Genomic DNA, 21489 nt, shown 5'->3' on the forward strand with positions numbered 1-21489 from the left:
CGCGATTTCCCCAGAGCCCGCCGGAGACCCCAGCCCATGCCCATCCGCGAGATCCGCCACCCGCTGATCCGTCACAAGATCGGCCTGATGCGCCGCGCCGATATCAGCACCAAGAACTTTCGCGAACTGGCCCAGGAAGTGGGCGCGTTGCTGACCTACGAGGCGACCAACGACCTGCCGCTGGAGAACTACGAGATCCAGGGCTGGGCGGGGACGGTGCAGGTGGAGAAGATCGCCGGCAAGAAGATCACCGTGGTACCCATCCTGCGCGCCGGCATCGGCATGCTCGACGGCGTGCTCAGCCTGATCCCGGGAGCCAAGGTCAGCGCCGTGGGCGTGGCGCGCAACGAGCAGACCCTCGAAGCGCATACCTACCTGGAGAAGCTGGCGCCGGAGATCGACGAACGCCTGGCGCTGATCATCGACCCGATGCTGGCCACCGGCGGCTCCATGGTCGCCACCATCGACCTGCTGAAGAAGGCCGGCTGCAAGGACATCCGCGCCATGGTCCTGGTCGCCGCCCCGGAAGGCATCGCCGTGGTCGAAAAGGCTCACCCGGACGTGACCATCTTCACCGCCTCGATCGATGAGCGCCTGAACGAGCACGGCTACATCATTCCCGGCCTTGGCGATGCCGGCGACAAGATCTTCGGCACCAAGCAGAAGGACGCCTGAGCATGCGCGACCCCATGCGGGACTCCACCTGGCGCCAGGCCCTGGCCGGCTCGCAGATGCTCTTCGTGGCCTTCGGCGCGCTGGTGCTGATGCCGCTGATCACCGGCCTCGATCCCAACGTGGCGCTGTTCACCGCCGGCCTCGGCACGCTGATCTTCCACCTTGTGACCAAGAACCAGGTGCCGGTATTCCTCGCCTCCAGCTTCGCCTTCATCGCGCCGATCATGGCGGCCAAGGCCGACTTCGGCCTGCCCGCCACCCTTGGCGGCCTGGTCGCCGCCGGCTTCGCCTACATGCTGCTGGCCGGCGCGGTGAAGCTCAAGGGTACCGGCTTCATCGACCGCCTGCTGCCGCCGGTGGTGATCGGCCCGGTGATCATGGCCATCGGCCTGGGCCTGGCCCCGGTAGCGGCGAACATGGCGATGGGCAAGGCCGGCGACGCCAGCGTGCAGCTGGTGCCGTACGATACCGCGCTGATGATCTCGCTGCCGGCGCTGCTCACCACCCTGGTGGTGGCGGTGCTCGGGCGCGGCATCTTCCGCCTGGTGCCGATACTCTGCGGCATCGCCGTGGGCTACGCCCTGGCCATCTTCTTCGGCGTGGTGAACTTCGACGCAGTGGCCGCCGCACCCTGGCTGGCCATGCCGGCCTTCATCGCACCGGAGCTGCACTGGGGGGCGATTCTGTTCATCCTGCCGGTGGCCATCGCGCCGGCCATCGAGCATATCGGCGACGTCCTGGCGATCGGCACGGTGACCGGCAAGAATTACCTGAAGCAACCCGGCCTGCACCGCACCCTGCTCGGCGACGGCCTGGCCACCTCGGCCGCCGGCCTGCTCGGCGGCCCGCCCAATACCACCTACTCGGAAGTCACCGGGGCGGTGATGCTGACCAAGAACTTCAACCCCAGGGTGATGCTCTGGGCCGCCGTGATCGCCATGGTGCTGGCCTTCATCGGCAAGTTCGGCGCGGTGCTGCAGAGCATTCCGGTGCCGGTGATGGGCGGCATCCTCTGCCTGCTGTTCGGCTCCATCGCGGTGGTCGGCCTCAACACCCTGATCCGCCACCAGGTCGATCTGTCCGAGGCGCGCAACCTGGTGATAGTCGCCGTGACCCTGGTGTTCGGCATCGGCGGCATGGTGATCGGCGCCGGCGACGTCAGCCTGAAAGGCATCTCGCTGTGCGGCATCATCGCCATCCTGCTCAACCTCCTGCTGCCCGGCGGTGCCGGCTGGCGCAGCAAGGGCCTGGATCAGGCCGCCGAGCAGTAGCCACTTCTTTGCTGGCGGTGCGCACGGCGCCCTGAAAGGAACAAGCCCCGAAGATCGGGGCTTTTCTTTGCCTCGGGCATGGCCAGTTTGCCGGCGCCCGCCAGTGAACGGCAAGCAGGACGTCGTTGCCATTGTGGGAGCCGCGCCCCACGGCGAATGGGGCTAGGCGAGAGCTTAGCCCCCGGCTCCCGAGGACTGGGCCATGGCGCCGCGGGTCATGCGGGAACGTCTCAAGGTCCGGGGCTTTCGCCGTGATAATCAGGCCTTTTCCGCTGGGGCCACCGGGGCGTCGCCGTTGGGCTGGCGCCGTTCGCGCCCCCATTGCAGGGCGATCAGGATGAGCGTCGGCACGCCGAGCAGGGCGGTGGCGAGGAAGAAGTGGGCGTAGCCGAGCTTCTCCACCATCACCCCGGAGTAGCCGCCGATCAGGCGCGGCAGCAGCAGCATGATGGAGCTGAGCAGCGCGTACTGGGTGGCGGAGAACTTCAGGTTGGTCAGGCTCGACAGGTAGGCGACGAACGCCGCGGTGGCCAGGCCGGCACTGAAGTTGTCGCAACTGATGGTGACGATCAGCATGTTCAGGTGCGGCCCCATGCTCACCAGCAGCATGAACAGCAGGTTGGTCGCCGCCGAGGCGAAGGCGCCGATGAGCAGGATCGGCATGATGCCGAAGCGCACGATCAGCAGGCCGCCCATGCCGGCGCCGAGCAGGGTCATGGCCAGGCCGAACAGCTTGCTGATGCTGGCGATCTGGTCCTTGCTGAAGCCCTGGTCGATGTAGAAGACGTTGGCCATGACCCCCATCACGGTATCGGACAGCCGGTAGGTAGCGATCAGGCCGAGCAGCAGCAGGGCCTGCCAGCGGTAGCGCAGGATGAAGTCGTTGACCGGCGTCAGCACCGGCGCCAGGCTGCGCCGGCCCATGGCCGACAGGCACAGGCTGGTGAGAATGGTATAGAGCAGGGCGCGCAGGAAGGCGCGGTCCTCCAGCAGCAGGTCGAGCAGGCTGGCCTCGCCACGCACCACGCTGGCAAAGTCGGTGTGGAAGAACTGGGTGAACATCGCCGGCACCGACACCAGCAGCACGATCAGCACCAGCACCGAGAGGATCTGCCGGACGAAGCCATACTTGGCGGCCGCCAGCTGGGTCTTCAGCGGCACCGGCGGCTCGCGCATCCACAGGCTGGTGAGCAGGCCCGGCAGCATCAGCAGGGCGAAGATCAGGTAGGTGCCGGCCCAGGCGCCGTGCTTGTACAGCTGGCTGGTGGAACCGAAGCCCTCGGCGAAATACAGCGCGCCGGCGGTGGCGAGCAGCGCGGCGACCCGGTAGCCGGCCATGTAGGCGGCGGCCAGGGCGGCCTGGCGGGTGTCGTCGACGATCTCCAGGCGGTAGGCGTCCACCGCGATGTCCTGGGTGGCCGAGGCGAAGGCCACCAGCACCGCCAGGGCGATCAGCCAGCTGAGCTGGGTCTGCGGATCGAAGCTGGCCATGCCGAGCAGACCGATGGCGATCAGGCTCTGCGCCAGTACCAGCCAGGAACGGCGCCGGCCCAGCCGGCCGAGCAGTGGCAGGCGCCACTGGTCGAGCATCGGCGCCCATACCCATTTGAAGGCGTAGGCCAGGCCGATCAGGCTGGCGAAGCCGATCGTCTCGCGCGCCACGCCGGCCTCGCGCAGCCACACCGAGAGGGTGGAAAACACCAACATGTAAGGCAGGCCGGCGGCGAAGCCGAGCAGGAGCAGCGCCAGGGTGGCGGGGCTGGCGTAGGTGGCGAGGGCTTCTCGCCAGGATTTGCGTGGCATCGGGCTTGAATCTGGGGGGTGAATGTATGCGCGCACTCTACCCGTTGTGCTCCGTCGGACGCCAGCCGTGCCGACGGATATCCACCCTATCGTTCAGGATACCGACGCCCTCGGCGCGCAGGCGGGCACGCTGCTCGTCACCGGCCGGGGTGCCGGCCGCCAGGCTCAGGCGTCCGCCGGCGCCGAGTACGCGGTGCCATGGCAGGCGGGTGCCGTCGGGCAACTGGCCGAGGGTGCGGCCGACCCAGCGCGCGGCACGGCCCAGGCCGGCCAGCCGGGCCAGTTCGCCATAGCTGACCACCTTGCCCGCCGGCACCTGCGCCAGCACTAGGTACAGCGCCTCGCGCCGCGCTTCGACGCTTGCCGGTGGCGAGGCCGGCCATGCAGACTGCGTCGGGTCCAAGTTGCCCATATGGGTTGTCCTCATCATGCTGCCGCGCCTGTTGCTCGCTCTCGTCCTTTATACCCTGGCCACGCCGCTGTGGGCGGACACCGTCTGGCTCGACAACGGCGATCGCCTCAGCGGCGAAATTCTGCTGCTCGACGGTGGCAAGCTGGCCTTGAAGACCAAGTATGCCGGTCAGGTACTGATCGACTGGAAGGATATCGATACCCTGAGTTCGGACAAGCCCCTATTGTTGCGGCGCCAGGGCTTCGACAACGATCACAGTCAGCGCTTGGCTCCCGCCGGCAGCGGTATGGTGCACATGCAGGGCGAGCGCAGCCAGGTGCTGCCGCTGGCCGAGATCACCCGCCTGGTGCCGCCGCGGCCGCTGCTGGAGGATCGCGTGTGGGAAGGCAACCTCGACGCCAAGCTGGACATGGAGCGTAACGACAACAAGGTCGACGAGTGGAAGCTCAAGGGCAATACCCGCGTCGAGCACGGGCGCTGGCGCCATGTGTTGCGCGGCGAGCTGGAACACGAGACCAAGAATGGGCAGAAGGTCGATGACAACTGGGAGCTGGAGTACGACCTCGACCGCTTCTTCACCGAGCACTGGTTCTGGCGGGCCGGGCTCGACCAGCATGAGGACGAGTTCGAGGCCATCCGGCGCCAGCGCGTCGCCGGCACCGGGCCGGGCTATCGCTTCTGGGACGACGAGCTGGGGCGGTTCGACCTGATCGGCCAGTACAACCGGGTGCGGCTGGAGACCGATATCGGCGATCGGGACTTCGCCACCAGCTCGCTGGAGCTGGACTACAAGCGACTGTTGTGGGGCACGCGCCTGGAGTTCTACGCCAACGCCGAGCTGCAGCTGCCGCATATAGACGAGATCGACTACGTACTCGACAGCGAATTCGGTCTGCGTTACCGCCTCAACCAATGGGCGCGGCTGTCGTTGCTCTATGAGCTCGATCAGTTGCGCGGCCTCGGTCAGACGCTGTCGGATCGTCGCTACCTGATTGGCGTCGGGGTGGGCTGGTAGGCGACCGCCCGGCGGAGAATGCTGAACTCCTCGGCAGTCGACCGGTCTGCTCTTGCTCTGGCGTCGGGCTTACGCATAATGCCCGGCTTTTTTGCCCATCAGAGCCCAGTTGTTACCGATATGTCGCGTTCACTTCCGCTTTCCCTGCTCAGTCTGAGCGTCGCCCTGCTCAGCGCCACCGCCGCCGCCGACACCGTCTGGCTGAAGAATGGTGACCGCCTGACCGGCACCATCAAGTTCTATGACGGCACCAAGCTGGCGCTGGAGACGGACTACGGCGGCACCATCGCCCTGGACTGGAAGAAGGTCGCCACCCTGGAGAGCGAACAGGCGCTGCTGATCAAACAGGACGATTTCAACGGCGAGCGTGCCAAGTCGCTGCAGGCCGCGGAACCGGGCCAGGTGACCCTGGCCAACGGCGACGCGCCGAAGACCGTGGCGCTGAGCGAGATCGCCCAGATCATCAAGCCCAAGCCGCTGGTGGAGGATTTCACCTGGAAGGGCAACATCGACCTGGCGCTGGACTACAAGCGCGGCGAGGGCGACAGCGACGATTACGACGTCGACATCAAGACCCAGGCCCGTCACGGCCTGTGGCGACACAATGCGCAGGCCGAATACAACCGCGAGCTGAAGGACGATGTGGTCAGCACCGACAACTGGGGCGCCGAATATGCCCTCGATCGCTTCCTCACCGAGCAGTGGTTCTGGCAGGGACGCTTCGAGTACGAGCGCGACCGTATCGAGGAGCTGGAACGCCAGCGCACCCTGGGTACCGGCCCCGGCTACCAGTTCTGGGACAACGAGCTGGGCGCCTTCTCCATCGCGACCCTGGCCAACCGCAGCGACTACGTCTACAGCAATGGCGAGCAGGACCGCTTCTACGCGCTCAGCTTCAAGTGGGACTACAACCGCTATCTGATCGGCAAGGCGCTGGAGCTGTTCAGCTCCGGCGAGCTGGGCAAGCCGCTCGAAGGTGTCGCCGATTATGCCCTGGATGCCGAGGTGGGGCTGCGCTACAAGGTCACCGACTGGGCCTCGCTGAACATGAAGGCGGAGAAGGACATCGTCAGCGGCGCCGAGGGCGAGCTCGACGAGACCCGCTACAGCCTGGGCTTCGGCGTCGGCTGGTAAGACGGGGACAGCAAAAAACCGCGCTCCTGGCACAGGGGCGCGGCTTTTCGTCCGAGCGAATGGCCTTACGCATCAGTCGGGGCTTTGTCCATCCGACGTGCCTCAATCGGCCTTGGCCAGATGCACCACCCGCTGCGGGAAGGGAATGCCGATACCGGCTTCGGTCAGGCGCTCCTTGGCCAGCTCGGTGAATTCGAAGGTCACCGGCCAGAAGTCACCGGTCGCCACCCACACGCGCAGCGACAGGTTGACCGCGCTGTCGCCCAGGCCGGTGACGAACACCGCCGGCTCCGGCTCGACATGCACGCGCGGGTCCCTGGCGATGTCCAGCAGCACCTCGCGGGCGCGCTTGATGTCGCTGGAGTAGTCGATGCCGATGTTGATGTCGACGCGCCGCCGCGGCTCGCGCGAATAGTTGGTGATATGGCCGTTGGACAGGTTGCCGTTGGGCACTATCACCACCTTGTTGTCGGCGGTCTTGAGCGTGGTGTGGAAGATCTGGATGCTGTCCACGCTACCGGATACGCCCTGCGCCTCGATCCAGTCGCCGGCGCGGAACGGGCGGAACAGCATGATCAGTACCCCGCCGGCGAAGTTGGCCAGGCTGCCCTGCAACGCCAGGCCGATGGCCAGGCCGGCGGCACCGATCATGGCGATGAACGAAGTGGTCTCCACGCCGATCATCGACGCCACGCTGATCAGCAGCAGCACGCGCAGCACGATGCTGACCAGGCTGCAAATGAAGCTACTCAGGGCGCGGTCCACTTTGCGCGCTTCGAGCAGGCGACCGACGCTGGCGGTGAGCTTGCCGATCAGCCACCAGCCGATCAGCAGGGTGATCAGCGCCAGGGTCAGCTTGCCGCCATACTCCAGCGCCACCGGCAACCAGGCCTCGGACATCTTCACCAGTTCGTCGACATTCATCTCCATGGGGTACTCCTAATTTCCTGTGCATGAAACGACACCGCCATGGCAGGCCATGGCGGTCAGATTGCTATCACGACTGCGACGCCGCCACGCGGCAAAGGTTCAATCGCGGAAGTTGTTGTACTGCAGCGGCATGCCGAAATCGTGACCGCGTAGCAGGGCGATGGCCTCTTGCAGGTCGTCGCGCTTCTTGCCGGTGACGCGCACCTGCTCGCCCTGGATGGCAGCCTGCACCTTGAGCTTGGCGTCCTTGATATGGGCGACGATCTTCTTCGCCAGCTCCTTGTCGATGCCTTCGCGGAAGGTCACTTCCTGCTTCATCACCTTGCCCGAGGCATAGGCGTCCTTGGTCTCCATGCACTGGCAGTCGATCTTGCGCTTGATCAGGCTGTTGCGCACGATGTCGAGCATCTGCTCGAGCATGAACTCGGCCTCGGCGGTCAGGGTAAGGGTCTTGTCCTTGCTCTCGATGCTGCACTTGCCGCGCAGGTCGAAGCGGCGATCGAGTTCCTTGACGGCATTGTCGACCGCGTTGGTCAGTTCGTGCTTGTCCAGTTCGGACACCACGTCGAACGAGGGCATAGAAATCCTCCTGATGGACGGCGCGACCGGCTTCACGGACGGAGCACGCCTGGCTTGACGGTAAAAAGACGCGGTCATTATATATCCGCAGAAGCAAACACCGCCCGGCCATGTACCGGGCGCCACGTCCCCTCAGCGAGCCTGCCCCATGCCCAACCCCCATCTCAGCATCCTGGTGGTGGACGACGCCAAGTTCTCCAGCGCCATGATCGGTCGCGCCCTGGGCCAGGCCGGCTATCAGGACGTGCGCTTCGCCAGCAGCGCCGCCGAGGCCCTGCAACTGCTCGAACAGCGCCCCGCCAGCGTGCTTCTGGCCGACTGGCTGATGCCCGAGATAGACGGCCTGGAGCTGACCGCGCGGGTGCGCCAGCTGGACGAGACCGCCGACCACTACACCTACGTCATCCTGCTCACCGGCAGGGAAGGCGAGAACGTCCTGGGCGAGGCCTTCGACCGCGGCGTCGACGACTTCATCAGCAAGGCGGCGATGAACGAGCAACTGGTGCCGCGCGTCTACGCCGCCGACCGCCTGTGCAACACCCTGCAACGCCTGCTGCAGGAGAACCGCCTGCTGACGCAGAACATCGCCAGCCTGGAGCGACGCAACCTGGTCGATCCGCTGACCGGCCTGGGCAACCCGCGCTACCTGCGCCAGAAACTCGCCGACAGCCTGCGCCAGGTCGAATCGCGTGACGGCGCGCTGTGCTACCTGCTGATCGGCCTGCAGCAGGCCGGGCAGCTGCATCAACGCTATGGCGAACGCTTCTACGACGAGCTGCTGCACGGCGTGGCCCGGCGCCTGCAGCAACTGGTACGGCCGCTGGACGTGCTGACCCGCCTGGACGACAACCACTTCGGCCTGATCACCCTGCTCGAAGACCTTCACGAATGCTCGCCGAGCAGCTTCAAGCGCCTGCACGAGGGGCTCAATCTCAAGGCGTTCAAGACCAGCGAAGGTTTCATCACCCTCAAGGCCGGCATCAGCCTGGTCGGCCTCGACGCCAAGGCCCTGCCGATCGAGCCCGAGCAGGTGCTGCGCCGCGCCGAAGCCCTGCTGGACGAGTCCTACGCCAGCGGCCGGGTCGCCGCCGTGCGTCTGCCGCTGCCATGACCTGGCACGTCCTCGGCGCCGGCAGCCTGGGCAGCCTGTGGGCCGTGCGCCTGGCCCGCGCCGGCCTGCCGGTGCGGCTGATCCTGCGCAGCGCCGAACGCCTGGCCGCCTACCAGACGGCCGGCGGCCTGACCCTGATCGAACGGGGTGAACCGCGCTGCTACGCCATCCCCGCCGAACTGCCGCAGGCCGACGCACCTATCCACCGCCTGCTGCTGGCCTGCAAGGCCTATGACGCCGCAGCCGCTGCCGCGCAGCTGGCGCCGCGCCTGGCCGTCGGCGCCGAGCTGGTGCTGCTGCAGAACGGCCTGGGCAGCCAGGAGGCGGTGGCCCAGCGCCTGCCGCGGCAACGCTGCCTGTTCGCCTCCAGCACCGAGGGCGCGTTCCGCCAGGCCGACTTCCAGGTGGTGTTCGCCGGCAACGGCCATACCTGGCTGGGCGACCCGGCCGACCCGCTGCCGCCGCCCTGGCTGGACGAGCTCGAGCGCGCCGGCATCCCTCATCAGTGGAGCCCGGACATCCTCGCCCGGCTGTGGCGCAAGCTGGCGCTGAACTGCTCGATCAACCCGCTGAGCGTGCTGCATGATTGCCGCAACGGCGGCCTGCGCGAGCATCCGGCCGAGGTCGCCACGCTCTGCGCCGAGCTCGTCGAGCTGCTGCAACGCTGCGGCCAACCGGCGGCGGCCGAGCAGCTGCACGAGGAAGTGCAGCGGGTGATCGAGGCCACCGCGGCCAACTACTCTTCCATGCACCAGGACGTGGCCCGGGGCCGGCGCACCGAGATCGCCTACCTGCTCGGCTACGCCTGCGCCGCGGCGCGGCGCCACGGCCTGCACCTGGCGCATCTGCAACATCTGCAGCAGCGCCTGCTCGCCCACCTCGCCGCGCGCGGCCTGCCGCTGGACTGACGACTCGCCCAGGGTGAACCGGGCGACGCCTTGTCCACCCTCGCCCGTCCCGGGAACCAGCCGCGCTGCGGCATCTTCACCCCAAGGCCTGCGCCGTCGCCCGATCGCGAACCGCCCCGGCGTGGCAATGACCGCCCGGCCGCGCTAACCTGCCGCATCCACCCGCAACAGCGAAAGCCTCATGAGACTGCGCCAGCGCCTCGACAACCTGCCGGTCGGCCGCAAACTGCTTGCCGCGCTGCTGGCGCTGCTCACAGCGGTGCTGCTGGTCGCCAACCTGGCCTTCATCAGCGCGGCCTACTGGATCACCCAGGAAAGCATGGCGCCGCAGGCCCTGCACACCCTCGGCCGGCTGATCGCCAGCCCGGCGCTGAGCAAGCAGGCGCTGCACTCGCCGGCCTCCGCCGAGGCCCTGCTCAAGCGCCTGGACGACTACGCGCCGCTGCGCGCGGCAGTGATCTACGACAGCAACGGCGTCAGCCTGGCGCAACTGCAGCGCGGCGAGAAGCTGGACCTGCCGCTGCTGCTGAGCCAGCTGCAGCACTGGCGCGACACCGCCTTTCGCCCCAACCACCTGGTCGAGTTGCCGCATCCCAGCGGGCGCCCGGGCGCCCTGCTGCTGGTCGCCTCCAGCGAGCTGCCCGGCGTCTTCTACACCGGCACCCTGAGCGCCAGCCTGGCGATCCTGGTGCTCAGCGTGCTGCTCTGGTTCGTGGTGGCGCGGCAGATCAGGCGCCTGGTGACCAAGCCGATCCGCAAGCTGGAGGAACTGTCGCGTCAGGTCACCCGCGAGGAGAACTACGCCCTGCGCGCCGCCCGCGGCAACCAGGACGAGATCGGCAGCCTGGCCGACGCCTTTAACACCATGCTGACGCGTATCGAAGCGCGCGAGCAGCAGCTCAAGCGCGCCCGCGACGATGCCCAGCAGGCCTTCGACCAGGCGCAGAGCCTGGCCGAGGAAACCCGCCACTCCAACCGCAAGCTGGAGCTGGAAGTGCAGGTGCGCAGCAAGATCGAGAAGAAACTCACCGGCTTCCAGAACTACCTCAACAGCATCATCGACTCCATGCCCTCGGCGCTGATCGCCCTCGACGAGCAGCTCTACGTCACCCAGTGGAACCAGGAGGCCAGCGCGCTTTCCGGCACCCGCCTGGACGAGGCGCTGAACCAGCCGGTGTTCCTCGCCTTCCCGCCGCTCAAGCCGTTCCTGCCGCAGCTCAAGCGCACCGCCGAACAGCACAAGGTGGAGAAGATCGAGCGGGTCACCTGGCACAAGGACGAGGAGGCGCGTCACTACGCCCTGACCTTCTACCCGCTGATGGGCAGCGCCGGACGCGGCGCGGTGATCCGCATCGACGACATCACCCAGCGCCTGGCACTGGAGGAGATGATGGTGCAGTCGGAAAAGATGCTCTCGGTAGGTGGCCTGGCCGCCGGCATGGCCCACGAGATCAACAACCCGCTCGGCGCCATCTTGCATAACGTGCAGAACATCCGCCGGCGCCTGTCGCCGGAACTGGAGAAGAACCGCGAGCAGGCCGAACAGGTCGGCGTGAGCCTGCAGGCCATCGACCGCTACCTTGAGGTCCGCGAGGTGCCGCGCCTGCTCGACGGTATTCAACAGGCCGGGCAGCGTGCGGCGAAGATCGTCAGCCACATGCTCAGTTTCAGCCGCCGCAGCGACCGCCAGTTGGCGCCCTGCAACTTGCCGGGGCTGATCGATCAGGCGCTAGAGATCGCCGGCAACGACTTCGACCTGACCGACAGCTTCGATTTCAAGACGCTGCAGATCGTTCGCGACTTCGACCCACGGCTCGGGCCGGTGGCCGCCACCGCCAACGAACTGGAACAGGTGCTGCTGAACCTGCTGAAGAACGCCGCGCAGGCCATCCACCAGCGCGACGATCGCGACGAGCCCGGGCGCATCACCCTGCGCACGCGCCAGGCCGGCAATTGGGCCGAACTGCAGGTCGAGGACAACGGCATCGGCATGGGCGAGGCGGTGCGCAAACGCATCTTCGAGCCCTTCTTCACCACCAAGGAAGTCGGCCAGGGCACCGGCCTGGGCCTGGCCGTGTCCTATTTCATCGTCACCAACAACCACAAGGGGCAGATGGAAGTGCAGTCCAAGCCCGGCCAGGGCACCTGCTTCACCCTGCGCCTGCCCCTGGCCGACAATACGGGACTCTGAACATGGGCTATCGCCTTTCCAAGATCTACACCCGCACCGGCGACCAGGGCGAGACCGGCCTGGCCGATGGCCGCCGGGTTGCCAAGGACCACCCGCGAATCGAAGCCATGGGCGAGCTGGACACGCTCAACAGCCAGCTCGGCCTGTTGCTCGCAGAACTGCACGAGGCCGTGGCGAACTGCCCGGGGCTGGCCGAGGTCGTCGCGGTCCTGACGCCCTGCCAGCACCGCCTGTTCGACCTCGGCGGCGAGTTGGCGATGCCCGACTACCAGGCCCTGCAAGCCGGCGAGGTGCAGCGCCTGGAAGCGGCCATCGACCGCTGGAACGAGGAAGTCGGGCCGCTGGAGAACTTCATCCTCCCCGGCGGCTCGCGCGTGGTGGCCCAGGCCCATCTGTGCCGCAGCGTCGCCCGTGGCGCCGAACGGCGTTGCCAGCAGCTCAACGCGGCGGAGCCGCTGCGCGCCGAGGCGCTGGCCTACCTCAACCGCCTCTCCGACCTGCTGTTCGTCGCCGCGCGCCTGATCGCCAGGCGCCAGGGCGTCGACGAAGTGCTCTGGCAGGCGGCGGAGAAACCACAGCCGTAGGGTGGATGACGCTTCACCCATCCACCACTGCCGGGCGTGCTGTAAACGGTGGATGGAAAGAGCGTCATCCACCGGCCCCGCAACACCTACGGCCACAACGCGCGGATAGCCGCCACTCCCTGCGCCCCAGCCTGCCAGGCGCGTTCGATATCGGCCGGGCCGAGGCCGCCGAGCAGATAGGCCGGACGGTCGAAGCCGCGCAGCAACTCGGCGGCGGCGTCCCAGCCCAGCGGCCGGGCGTCGGGGTGGCTGGCGGTGGCCTGCAGCGGCGACAGCGTGACGAAATCCACCCCCATCCGTGCCGCCAGCGCCAGTTCCTCGGCGTTGTGGCAGGAGGCCGCCAGCCAGCGGCTTTCGGGAAGCGGGCGACCCGCCGCGGCATGCTTGCGCAGCTGTCCGGCGGTCAGGTGCCAGCCGGCGGCGGGAAAGTCGCTGAGCCACTCCAGCGGCCCCTTGAGCATCAGCTGCGCCTTGCCGGCGCACAGCCCCAGCACGTCGCCGGCCAGGTCGCGGTACTGCGCATCGAACATGTTCGGCGCGCGCAGCTGAATCAGCCGTACCCCACCCGCCAAAGCGGTGCGTACGCCAGCCAGCAGCTCGTCCGGCGCCAAACCATCGGGGGTGATCAGGTAGAGATCCGGCAGGCGCGCCGCCGCGACTATGGGTCGGTTGGCGGCGGGAAACTCATGTTCGAGCAACTGCCGCTCGCTGACCCAGGCCAGCGGCTGGCCCTCGGCGCCGTGGGGCGCGCCGGTGAACGCCGAGACCTCCCAGACATCCAGCAGCACCTGCTTGTCCGGGTAGTCGTGGCGGATCTGGATCAGCGGCCGCGCCGTCGTCGGGCGGATGCCCAGTTCCTCCTCCAGCTCGCGCGCCAGGGCCGGCTGCACCGCCTCGCCCTCCTCCACCTTGCCGCCGGGGAACTCCCACAGGCCGCCCTGGTGTTTGTCCGGCGGGCGCCTGGCGATCAGGATGCGGCCATCCGCGCCGCGGATCAGCGCCACCGCCACATGGATGCGCTTCACCCCTTGCGCTCCTGCAGGGCAGCCTGCTGCCAGCGCTGGAAGGCCGGCCAGCGATAAAGGGTTTCGACATAGGCGGCGGCGGCGGTCGGCAATACCACCCGATAGCTGCGCAGGCGCGCCGCCACGGGTGCATAGAAGGCATCGGCGATGCTGGCGTGGCCGAACAGGTAGGGACCGTCCTGACCGAAGCGTTCGCGGCAATCGGCCCAGAGCGCACAAACCCGATCGATGTCGGCCTGGGCCTCATCGGGCATCTGCGGCAGCGCCTGATCGCGCGCCAGGTCCATCGGCAGATGGCTGCGCAGCGCCACGAAGCCGCTGTGCATTTCCGCGCAGATGCTGCGCGCCAGGGCGCGGGCGTATTCGCCGCGCGGCCACAGATGGGCCTCGGGAAAGCGCTCGGCCAGGTACTCGGCGATGGCCAGCGAGTCCCATACCGGCCCCTCCTCGGTCAGCAGCACCGGCACCTTGCCGGCCGGCGAATGGGCCAGCAGCTGGGCGCGACTGTCGGGCTGGTAGAGCCGTACCAGCACCTCGTCGTAGGGCTCCTCGGCGAGTTCCAGCGCCAGCGCCGCGCGCATCGACCAAGAGGAGTAGTTCTTGTCGCCGATCACCAGTTGCAGGGCCATGCCGGTCTCCTCGGTTTGCTAACGAAAAGGGGTCAACGGACGGTAAAAGCTCGGGCCGATAAAGGCAAATTCCCGCGCGTCATGGGGCCATGAGGCGCGGGAACGGTTGGCTGCACACGGAGCGATGACGGCCAACCGTTCCCGGATTGCATCCGGGCTACGGGCGCCGATGCCGGTGCACGGACGCCGCTTGGAGCTTGCTGCTTAGGTGCGGTATTCGGCGTTGATCTTGACGTACTCGTGGGACAGGTCGGTGGTCCAGATGGTCTCGCTGCAGCTGCCGCGGCCCAGCTCGATGCGGATGGTGATTTCCTCGCGGGCCATCACCGCCGCGCCCTGCTCCTCGGTGTAGCTGGCGGCGCGACCGCCCTGACTGGCGATGCAGACTTCGCCGAGGAACACGTCGATCTTGCTCACGTCCAGCTGCGGTACGCCGGCGTAGCCGACCGCGGCGAGAATGCGCCCCCAGTTCGGGTCGGAGGCGAACAGCGCGGTCTTGATCAGCGGCGAATGGGCCACGGCGTAGGCGACGTCGAGGCATTCCTGGTGGGTTCCACCGCCGTTGACCTGCACGGTGACGAACTTGGTCGCGCCCTCGCCGTCGCGGACGATGGCCTGCGCCACCTCCATGAACACCTCGAATACCGCCTGCTTGAGCTTGGCGAACGGCTCGCCGGCGGCCTCGGTGATCTCCGCCAGCGCCGCCTGGCCAGTGGCGATCAGCATGCAGCAATCGTTGGTGGAGGTGTCGCCGTCGATGGTGATGCGGTTGAACGACTTGTTCGCCGCATCGCGCACCAAATCCTGCAACACGCCGCGGGCCACCTTGGCGTCGGTGGCGATGTAGCCGAGCATGGTTGCCATGTTCGGGCGGATCATCCCGGCGCCCTTGGAGATGCCGGTCACGGTGATGGTGACGCCGTCGTGCTGGAACTGGCGACTGGCGCCCTTGGGCATCGTGTCGGTGGTCATGATGCCGGCGGCGGCGGCGGCCCAGTTGTCTTCCTTGAGATCATCGAGGGCGGCCTGCAGGGCGGATTCGATCTTCTCCACCGGCAGCGGCTCGCCGATCACCCCGGTGGAAAACGGCAGCACCGCCGCCTCGGCCACGCCGGTCAGTTCCGCCAGGCGGGCACAGGCACGGCGGGCGCGCGCCAGGCCATCGGCGCCGGTACCGGCATTGGCATTGCCGGTGTTGGTCAGCAGATAGCGCACCTCGCCACCCAGGCGCTCGCGGGTGATCAGCACCGGCGCCGCGCAGAACGCGTTGGTCGTGGTCACCCCGGCGATACGCGAACCTTCCGCACAGCGCATCACCACCACATCCTTGCGCCCCGGACGCTTGATGCCCGCCGAGGCGATACCCAGCTCGAAGCCGGGAACCGGGTGCAAGGTGGACAGCGGGCCAAGACCAACAGCCATAGTATGCGCTCCTTCAAAAGTGCGGTGGCCGCCTGGGCGACCGATCGAGAATGGTAAAACGCCGCGAGCGGCTGAGCCGTTCGCGGCGCTGTCAGGGCGGCGACAGCATAGCTGAAGCGCCCTCTACTGCAAGCGGCCCATGCGGGCCGATGGTCAGCCGATCTGACCGTGGCAGTGCTTGTACTTCTTGCCCGAACCGCAGGGGCAGGGCTCGTTGCGGCCGACCTTGGGCTCGCTGCGCACCGGCGCGGTGGCCACGGCGACCTCGCCGTCCTCGGCGACAGCCTCGGGCTGGGCCAGAGCGGAGGCTTCGGCATGCTGGAACTGCATGCGCTCGGCCAGGGCCTCGGCCTCGCGGCGCAGGCGCGCCTCTTCCTCGGCCGGGTCTTCGCGGCGTACCTGCACGTGGCTGAGAACGCGGATGGCGTCGCGCTTGATCGATTCGAGCAGGTCCTGGAACAGGGCGAAGGACTCGCGCTTGTACTCCTGCTTGGGATTCTTCTGCGCGTAGCCGCGCAGGTGGATGCCATGGCGCAGGTGATCCATGGTCGACAGGTGGTCCTTCCACAGGTCGTCCAGTACGCGCAGCAGGATCTGCTTCTCGAAGGTGCGCAGGGCCTCGGCACTGGCCTGGGTTTCCTTCTCCTGGTAGGCGGCCACCAGCTCGGCGAGGATGCGCTCGCGCAGGGTTTCCTCGTACAGCTTGTCGTCCTCGTCGAGCCACTGCTGCACCGGCAACTTGAGACCGAAGTCGCTCTGCAGGGAGGCTTCCAGGCCGGCGATGTCCCACTGCTCCGGCAGCGACTGCGGCGGGATGTGGTTGCTGATCGCGGCGCCGAGCACTTCCTCGCGGAACTCGGCGATGGTGTCGCCGATGTTGTCGGCGGCCAGCAGGCTGTTGCGCATGTGGTAGATCACCTTGCGCTGCTCGTTGGCCACGTCGTCGAACTCGAGCAGCTGCTTGCGCATGTCGAAGTTGCGCCCCTCGACCTTGCGCTGCGCCTTCTCGATGGCGTTGGTCACCATGCGGTGCTCGATGGCCTCGCCGGACTGCATGCCGAGCGCCTTCATGAAGTTCTTCACCCGGTCGGAGGCGAAGATGCGCATCAGGTTGTCTTCCAGCGACAGGTAGAAGCGGCTGGAACCCGGATCGCCCTGGCGACCGGCGCGGCCGCGCAGCTGGTTGTCGATGCGCCGCGATTCGTGGCGCTCGGAGGCGATCACGTGCAGGCCGCCGGCCTTGATCACCTGCTGGTGGCGCTTCTGCCACTCGGCCTTGATCTGCGCGACCTGTTCGTCGCTGTGGTTCTCCAGGGCGGCGACCTCGACTTCCCAGTTGCCGCCAAGCAGGATGTCGGTACCGCGACCGGCCATGTTGGTGGCGATGGTCACCGCGCCGGGACGACCGGCCTGGGCGATGATCTCGGCTTCCTTGTCGTGGTACTTGGCGTTGAGCACCTTGTGCTCGATCTTTTCCTTGAGCAGCAACTGGCTGACGTACTCGGAGGTCTCGATCGAGGCGGTACCGACCAGGACCGGCCGGCCCTGGGCCTGGCATTCCTTGATGTCGGCGATGATCGCCCGGTACTTCTCGTCCTGGGTCAGATAGACCAGGTCGTTGAAATCCTTGCGCGCCACCGGCTTGTTGGTGGGGATCACCACCACGTCGAGGCCATAGATCTGGCGGAACTCGAAGGCCTCGGTGTCGGCGGTGCCGGTCATGCCGGACAGCTTGGCGTAGAGGCGGAAGTAGTTCTGGAAGGTGGTCGAGGCCAGGGTCTGGCTCTCGGCCTGGATGTTGACCCCTTCCTTGGCCTCGATGGCCTGGTGCAGCCCCTCGGACAGGCGGCGACCGGGCATGGTGCGGCCGGTGTGCTCGTCGATCAGGATCACCTGGCCGTTCTGCACGATGTATTCGACGTTGCGGTGGAACAGGGTGTGGGCACGCAGACCGGCGTAGACGTGGGTCAAAAGGCCCAGGTTGTGCGCCGAATAGAGGCTCTCGCCCTCGGCCAGCAGGCCCGCGCCGGTGAGCATCTCCTCGACGTACTGGTGGCCCTGCTCGTTGAGCTCGACCTGGCGCGACTTCTCGTCGACCTTGTAGTGGCCTTCCTGGGTGACCACGCCCTCTTCTTCCTCGATGTGCTGCTTGAGGCGCGGGATCAGCCTGTTGATCTCGATGTACAGCTTGGAGCTGTCCTCGGCCTGGCCGGAGATGATCAGCGGGGTACGCGCCTCGTCGATGAGGATGGAGTCGACTTCGTCGATCACGGCGAAGTTCAGCTCGCGCTGGAACTTGTCCTCCAGGCTGAAGGCCATGTTGTCGCGCAGGTAGTCGAAGCCGAATTCGTTGTTGGTGCCGTAGGTGATGTCGGCGGCGTAGGCGGCGCGCTTCTCCTCCGGCGGCTGGAAGGGGGTGACGATGCCCACCGACAGGCCGAGGAATTCGTACAGCGGGCGCATCCAGTTGGCGTCGCGGCGGGCCAGGTATTCGTTGACCGTGACCACGTGCACGCCCTTGCCGGACAGCGCGTTGAGATAGACCGCCAGGGTGCCCACCAGGGTCTTGCCCTCGCCGGTGCGCATCTCGGCGATCTTGCCTTCGTGCAGGGTCATGCCACCGATCAGCTGCACGTCGAAGTGACGCATGCCCATCACCCGCTTGCCGGCCTCGCGGGCCACGGCGAAGGCCTCGGGAAGCAACTGATCGAGGGTTTCGCCCTTGGCCAGACGGGCCTTGAACTCTTCGGTCTTGCCGCGCAGCTGTTCGTCCGAGAGGGCGATCATCTGCTCTTCGAGGGCGTTGACGGACTGCACCGCCTTGAGCATGCGTTTGACTTCACGCTCATTCTTGCTTCCGAAAAGTTTTTTCAACAGAGGCGCAAACATATCGACAGGATCTTCCGGCGAATGGATGGAGGTCGGCGCAAATCGCGACCTGGCAGCCAGCATGGCTGCGGGCGAAGGGGGCATTCTACCCGGAAAAGCCGGGGAGGAAAGTGACGTTGTCAGCCCATTGTTACCCTACGCAGGGCAGGCCGCACGCGGCTCCGCGCCCCGACGACGCGGCACGTCCACCTAGATGGGGAGCGCGGGCGATGAATTCAAGCGGCGGCCGGCCTGCTGGCGCTGCGGCCGGGTCCGACTGCGCGCACTGCCGGCCGGTGCCTGATCGGGTGCCGCGATCACTCGATGCCGCTGGCGCGGGCGATGTACAGCGCTGGATTGACCTGGCGGCCATCCTTGCTGACTTCGAAGTGCACGTGATAGCCGGTGGAGCGCCCGCTGCGACCGACCTTGGCGATGGTCTGGCCACGCTGGACCAGGTCACCGATCTGCACACTGTTGCTCTGGTTGTGCGCATAGAGGGTGACGTAACCGTCGGCGTGGCTGATCTCCACCACATTGCCATAGCCGCCTTTCCTGCCGGAGAAGGTCACCACCCCGGCCGCCACCGAGACCACGTCGCTGCCGGGCTTGGCGGCGAAGTCGACGCCCTTGTGCATGCTGGAGCGCCCGGTCAGCGGGTGCACGCGCCGGCCGAACGGCGAGGACATGTAGCCTTGCAGCACCGGACGCCCGGAAAGGAACTCGGCCTCGGTCAGACGCCGCTCGCCGAGCAACTGTTCGAGCACCTCGAGCTGCTGCTCGCGGCTGTCGACGCGCAGCGCCAGTTCGTCCAATGCCATCATGAACGGCGGCGGCGCGTAGGCCGAGGCACCGAGGGCATCTTCCGCACCGCCCTGGCCGACATCCAGGGAGAAATCGAACTCGTCGGAATCCAGCTTGGCCAGTTCGGTAAGACGCTCACCGAGCGCATCGAGGCGGGTCAGCCGCGCCTGCAGTTCGGCGACGTGGGCAGCGAAGGCATCGAGCTGGCGCTGGGCATCCAGACGCACCGCGCCGACCTGCTCGCGCTGCTGGTCGAGGGCCTGGGCCAGCTGCGCGTCGACCACGGGTTCGACGGTCAGCCACTTGGCGCCGAGTGCGGCGCCGGCACCGAGGCTGAGGCTCAGGAGTATGAACAGCGTCAGCAGCAGCCAGCGCAGGTCGAGATTGATCGTTCGCGCCGAACCGTGCCGGCTGTTGAGCAGGATAATATGCATGGCATCCCCTTCTGGCAGAGCCCAGGCTGGCAGCAGGCTCTGCTACCATGACGGCTCTGCAATACTAAGGCCTCCTGCCATGACGTTCCGTCCCTTGCCGGCCCAGGCACCCGCTACGCTGCTACGCGAAGCCAAGCCCCTGAAAGCGCTGTTCGGCCAGACTCAACGCCTGACACACCTGCAGCGTCTTGTGGAAAGCCAGCTGCAACCAGCCGCCCGGGAGCACTGTCATGTGGCTTCCTGGCGTGACGGCTGTCTACTCTTGATAGTGACCGACGGCCACTGGGCAACGCGCTTGCGCTACCAACAGCGCAGGCTGCTCAGGCAGCTGCAAGCGCTCGAAGAGTTCGCGACCTTAACGAAAATACTCTTCAAGGTGCAACCGCAAGGTGGTCCAAGTCGTGCAGCAGATCGCACAATTCACCTCTCCGAGCGCGCCGCGCAAAGCATTCAGGCGGGCGCCGAAGGCATCCGCGATCCCAGGCTGCGCGCGGCTCTCGAGCGTCTGGCCAGCCACACCAAGGACGGCGAATAAAGCCGCCACGCCATCCGTCGGCAAGCGGCGGGCATCGCCGCTCCCCAAATGGCTCGTTGCCGGTTTCGCCCGGGACCTGCGGGTCAAAAAGAGGCCACCCGAAGGTGGCCGCTAGGTTGAAGCGAGAAAGGAGGGGTGAAACTACCCGGCCGCGACCGGGCGCATGTAGGAGATCGGCGCGAGCTTGGCGTCCTCGAAGGTCACCATTTCCCAGGCATCGGTCTGCTCGATCAGGGTACGCAGCAGGCGATTGTTCAGCGCGTGGCCCGATTTGAAGCCCTTGAACTCGCCGATCAGGCTGTTGCCCAGCAGGTACAGGTCGCCGATGGCATCGAGGATCTTGTGTTTGACGAATTCGTCCTCGTAACGCAGGCCGTCTTCGTTGAGCACACGGTACTCGTCGACCACGATGGCGTTGTCCACGCTGCCGCCGAGTGCCAGGTTCTGCGAACGGAGGAACTCGATGTCACGCATGAAACCGAAGGTGCGGGCCCGGCTGACCTCCTTGACGAAGGACGTGCTGGAGAAATCCACACTGGCGCTCTGCGTGCGGTTGCGGAACACCGGGTGATCGAAGTCGATCTCGAAGCTCACCTTGAATCCGTCGAAGGGCACGAAGGTGGCGCGCTTGTCGCCCTCCTCCACCGTCACTTCGCGCAGGATACGGATGAACTTCTTCGGCGCTTCCTGCTCCTGCAGGCCAGCGGATTGAATCAGGAATACGAAGGGACCGGCGCTGCCATCCATGATCGGCACTTCGGACGCGGAGAGCTCGACGTAGGCGTTATCGATGCCCAGGCCTGCCATGGCCGAAAGCAGGTGCTCTACCGTATCCACCTTGACATCACCATTGACCAGGGTGGTCGACATGGTGGTTTCACCGACGTTGCCGGCCAGCGCGCGGATTTCCACCACGGGGTCGAGGTCGGTGCGACGGAACACGATACCGCTGTCCACCGGGGCCGGCTTCAGGGTCAGGTAAACCTTTTCCCCCGAGTGCAGGCCAACGCCGGTGGCACGGATGATGTTCTTCAGGGTGCGTTGTCTGATCATGGCTTTGGCCGCTATATCGCTAGTTGCGAACTGTTTTCAACAATGGCCGGGGATGATAGCAGACCCGGCCTTTGCTGAACACCAATCACCTTCATACTCCTGATAC

Annotated in this window: 19 protein-coding genes; 9 read left to right on the forward strand and 10 right to left on the reverse strand. The window is 66.7% G+C overall.

Features of this window, described 5'->3' with window-relative positions; all coding sequences use genetic code 11:
- Positions 1-36: 36 nt before the first annotated feature.
- Together upp and ACUTAF_RS16915 are read left to right on the forward strand one after the other, a co-directional pair.
- A complete protein-coding gene (gene upp, locus ACUTAF_RS16910; RefSeq protein WP_445581053.1) occupies positions 37-675 on the forward strand; it encodes a uracil phosphoribosyltransferase in 639 nt (212 codons plus the stop codon).
- A gap of 2 nt (positions 676-677) precedes the next feature.
- Positions 678-1946 (forward strand): uracil-xanthine permease family protein, encoded by a 1269-nt coding sequence (locus ACUTAF_RS16915; RefSeq protein WP_445581054.1) that lies wholly within the window; start codon positions 678-680, stop codon positions 1944-1946.
- A gap of 258 nt (positions 1947-2204) precedes the next feature.
- Here ACUTAF_RS16915 and ACUTAF_RS16920 read toward each other — a convergent pair whose 3' ends face one another.
- Together ACUTAF_RS16920 and ACUTAF_RS16925 are read right to left on the reverse strand one after the other, a co-directional pair.
- Positions 2205-3749, reverse strand: a complete 1545-nt coding sequence (locus ACUTAF_RS16920; protein WP_445581055.1) for an AmpG family muropeptide MFS transporter — start codon at positions 3747-3749, stop codon at positions 2205-2207.
- Positions 3750-3786: 37 nt separating this feature from the next.
- Entirely contained in the window at positions 3787-4161 is a 375-nt protein-coding gene (locus ACUTAF_RS16925; protein ID WP_445581056.1) for an MGMT family protein, read from the reverse strand.
- A 16-nt stretch (positions 4162-4177) separates the two neighbouring features.
- Between ACUTAF_RS16925 and ACUTAF_RS16930 the strand changes: the two genes are divergently transcribed.
- Both ACUTAF_RS16930 and ACUTAF_RS16935 read left to right on the forward strand, forming a co-directional pair.
- On the forward strand, positions 4178-5176 hold the full coding sequence (locus ACUTAF_RS16930) for a DUF481 domain-containing protein (RefSeq protein ID WP_445581057.1): 999 nt from the start codon (positions 4178-4180) through the stop codon (positions 5174-5176).
- Between the two features lie 120 nt (positions 5177-5296).
- The gene (locus ACUTAF_RS16935) at positions 5297-6310 is read left to right on the forward strand and encodes a DUF481 domain-containing protein (protein ID WP_445581058.1); all 1014 of its coding nucleotides are present in this window, start codon (positions 5297-5299) and stop codon (positions 6308-6310) included.
- A gap of 102 nt (positions 6311-6412) precedes the next feature.
- Here ACUTAF_RS16935 and ACUTAF_RS16940 read toward each other — a convergent pair whose 3' ends face one another.
- A complete protein-coding gene (locus ACUTAF_RS16940) occupies positions 6413-7240 on the reverse strand; it encodes a mechanosensitive ion channel family protein (RefSeq protein WP_445581059.1) in 828 nt (275 codons plus the stop codon).
- Positions 7241-7339: 99 nt separating this feature from the next.
- A complete protein-coding gene (locus ACUTAF_RS16945) occupies positions 7340-7819 on the reverse strand; it encodes a YajQ family cyclic di-GMP-binding protein (RefSeq protein ID WP_445581060.1) in 480 nt (159 codons plus the stop codon).
- Positions 7820-7967: 148 nt separating this feature from the next.
- On the opposite strand from ACUTAF_RS16945, the gene ACUTAF_RS16950 reads away from it, so the two are divergent.
- The 4 genes from ACUTAF_RS16950 to ACUTAF_RS16965 all read left to right on the forward strand — a co-directional run bounded on the left by ACUTAF_RS16950 (position 7968) and on the right by ACUTAF_RS16965 (position 12613).
- Positions 7968-8930, forward strand: coding sequence for a GGDEF domain-containing response regulator (locus ACUTAF_RS16950; protein ID WP_445581061.1), 963 nt, complete (start codon positions 7968-7970; stop codon positions 8928-8930).
- Entirely contained in the window at positions 8927-9838 is a 912-nt protein-coding gene (locus tag ACUTAF_RS16955; RefSeq protein ID WP_445581062.1) for a putative 2-dehydropantoate 2-reductase, read from the forward strand. The genes ACUTAF_RS16950 and ACUTAF_RS16955 overlap by 4 nt, the downstream gene beginning before the upstream one ends.
- Positions 9839-10019: 181 nt before the next feature.
- Positions 10020-12029, forward strand: coding sequence for an ATP-binding protein (locus ACUTAF_RS16960; RefSeq protein WP_445581063.1), 2010 nt, complete (start codon positions 10020-10022; stop codon positions 12027-12029).
- Between the two features lie 2 nt (positions 12030-12031).
- Positions 12032-12613 (forward strand): cob(I)yrinic acid a,c-diamide adenosyltransferase, encoded by a 582-nt coding sequence (locus tag ACUTAF_RS16965; RefSeq protein ID WP_445581064.1) that lies wholly within the window; start codon positions 12032-12034, stop codon positions 12611-12613.
- An 86-nt stretch (positions 12614-12699) separates the two neighbouring features.
- On the opposite strand, the gene ACUTAF_RS16970 is transcribed toward ACUTAF_RS16965, so the two are convergent.
- From ACUTAF_RS16970 to ACUTAF_RS16990, 5 genes are all read right to left on the reverse strand, one after another.
- On the reverse strand, positions 12700-13638 hold the full coding sequence (locus tag ACUTAF_RS16970; protein WP_445581065.1) for a Nudix family hydrolase: 939 nt from the start codon (positions 13636-13638) through the stop codon (positions 12700-12702).
- A complete protein-coding gene (locus ACUTAF_RS16975) occupies positions 13635-14267 on the reverse strand; it encodes a glutathione S-transferase family protein (RefSeq protein WP_445581066.1) in 633 nt (210 codons plus the stop codon). Before ACUTAF_RS16975 ends, ACUTAF_RS16970 begins: the two co-directional genes overlap by 4 nt.
- A gap of 204 nt (positions 14268-14471) precedes the next feature.
- Entirely contained in the window at positions 14472-15689 is a 1218-nt protein-coding gene (argJ, locus tag ACUTAF_RS16980) for a bifunctional glutamate N-acetyltransferase/amino-acid acetyltransferase ArgJ (protein ID WP_445581067.1), read from the reverse strand.
- Between the two features lie 153 nt (positions 15690-15842).
- A complete protein-coding gene (gene secA, locus ACUTAF_RS16985) occupies positions 15843-18578 on the reverse strand; it encodes a preprotein translocase subunit SecA (protein WP_445581068.1) in 2736 nt (911 codons plus the stop codon).
- A gap of 296 nt (positions 18579-18874) precedes the next feature.
- Positions 18875-19795 (reverse strand): M23 family metallopeptidase, encoded by a 921-nt coding sequence (locus ACUTAF_RS16990; RefSeq protein WP_445581069.1) that lies wholly within the window; start codon positions 19793-19795, stop codon positions 18875-18877.
- Positions 19796-19874: 79 nt separating this feature from the next.
- Here ACUTAF_RS16990 and ACUTAF_RS16995 point away from each other — a divergent pair, with 79 nt between their 5' ends.
- A complete protein-coding gene (locus ACUTAF_RS16995; protein WP_445581070.1) occupies positions 19875-20330 on the forward strand; it encodes a DUF721 domain-containing protein in 456 nt (151 codons plus the stop codon).
- A 141-nt stretch (positions 20331-20471) separates the two neighbouring features.
- Here ACUTAF_RS16995 and lpxC read toward each other — a convergent pair whose 3' ends face one another.
- A complete protein-coding gene (gene lpxC / locus ACUTAF_RS17000) occupies positions 20472-21383 on the reverse strand; it encodes a UDP-3-O-acyl-N-acetylglucosamine deacetylase (RefSeq protein WP_445581071.1) in 912 nt (303 codons plus the stop codon).
- Positions 21384-21489 lie beyond the last annotated feature (106 nt).

This window comes from Pseudomonas sp. SP16.1, from assembly GCF_052682975.1.

Excerpts from the sequence above, each read along its gene's own strand:
- upp (WP_445581053.1), top strand. The coding sequence starts at position 37 with ATGCCCATCCGCGAGATCCGCCACCCGCTGATCCGTCACAAGATCGGC.
- ACUTAF_RS16915 (WP_445581054.1), top strand. The coding sequence starts at position 678 with ATGCGCGACCCCATGCGGGACTCCACCTGGCGCCAGGCCCTGGCCGGC.
- ACUTAF_RS16920 (WP_445581055.1), bottom strand. The coding sequence starts at position 3,749 with ATGCCACGCAAATCCTGGCGAGAAGCCCTCGCCACCTACGCCAGCCCC.
- ACUTAF_RS16925 (WP_445581056.1), bottom strand. The coding sequence starts at position 4,161 with ATGGGCAACTTGGACCCGACGCAGTCTGCATGGCCGGCCTCGCCACCG.
- ACUTAF_RS16930 (WP_445581057.1), top strand. The coding sequence starts at position 4,178 with ATGCTGCCGCGCCTGTTGCTCGCTCTCGTCCTTTATACCCTGGCCACG.
- ACUTAF_RS16935 (WP_445581058.1), top strand. The coding sequence starts at position 5,297 with ATGTCGCGTTCACTTCCGCTTTCCCTGCTCAGTCTGAGCGTCGCCCTG.
- ACUTAF_RS16940 (WP_445581059.1), bottom strand. The coding sequence starts at position 7,240 with ATGGAGATGAATGTCGACGAACTGGTGAAGATGTCCGAGGCCTGGTTG.
- ACUTAF_RS16945 (WP_445581060.1), bottom strand. The coding sequence starts at position 7,819 with ATGCCCTCGTTCGACGTGGTGTCCGAACTGGACAAGCACGAACTGACC.
- ACUTAF_RS16950 (WP_445581061.1), top strand. The coding sequence starts at position 7,968 with ATGCCCAACCCCCATCTCAGCATCCTGGTGGTGGACGACGCCAAGTTC.
- ACUTAF_RS16955 (WP_445581062.1), top strand. The coding sequence starts at position 8,927 with ATGACCTGGCACGTCCTCGGCGCCGGCAGCCTGGGCAGCCTGTGGGCC.
- ACUTAF_RS16960 (WP_445581063.1), top strand. The coding sequence starts at position 10,020 with ATGAGACTGCGCCAGCGCCTCGACAACCTGCCGGTCGGCCGCAAACTG.
- ACUTAF_RS16965 (WP_445581064.1), top strand. The coding sequence starts at position 12,032 with ATGGGCTATCGCCTTTCCAAGATCTACACCCGCACCGGCGACCAGGGC.
- ACUTAF_RS16975 (WP_445581066.1), bottom strand. The coding sequence starts at position 14,267 with ATGGCCCTGCAACTGGTGATCGGCGACAAGAACTACTCCTCTTGGTCG.
- argJ (WP_445581067.1), bottom strand. The coding sequence starts at position 15,689 with ATGGCTGTTGGTCTTGGCCCGCTGTCCACCTTGCACCCGGTTCCCGGC.
- secA (WP_445581068.1), bottom strand. The coding sequence starts at position 18,578 with ATGTTTGCGCCTCTGTTGAAAAAACTTTTCGGAAGCAAGAATGAGCGT.
- ACUTAF_RS16990 (WP_445581069.1), bottom strand. The coding sequence starts at position 19,795 with ATGCATATTATCCTGCTCAACAGCCGGCACGGTTCGGCGCGAACGATC.
- ACUTAF_RS16995 (WP_445581070.1), top strand. The coding sequence starts at position 19,875 with ATGACGTTCCGTCCCTTGCCGGCCCAGGCACCCGCTACGCTGCTACGC.
- lpxC (WP_445581071.1), bottom strand. The coding sequence starts at position 21,383 with ATGATCAGACAACGCACCCTGAAGAACATCATCCGTGCCACCGGCGTT.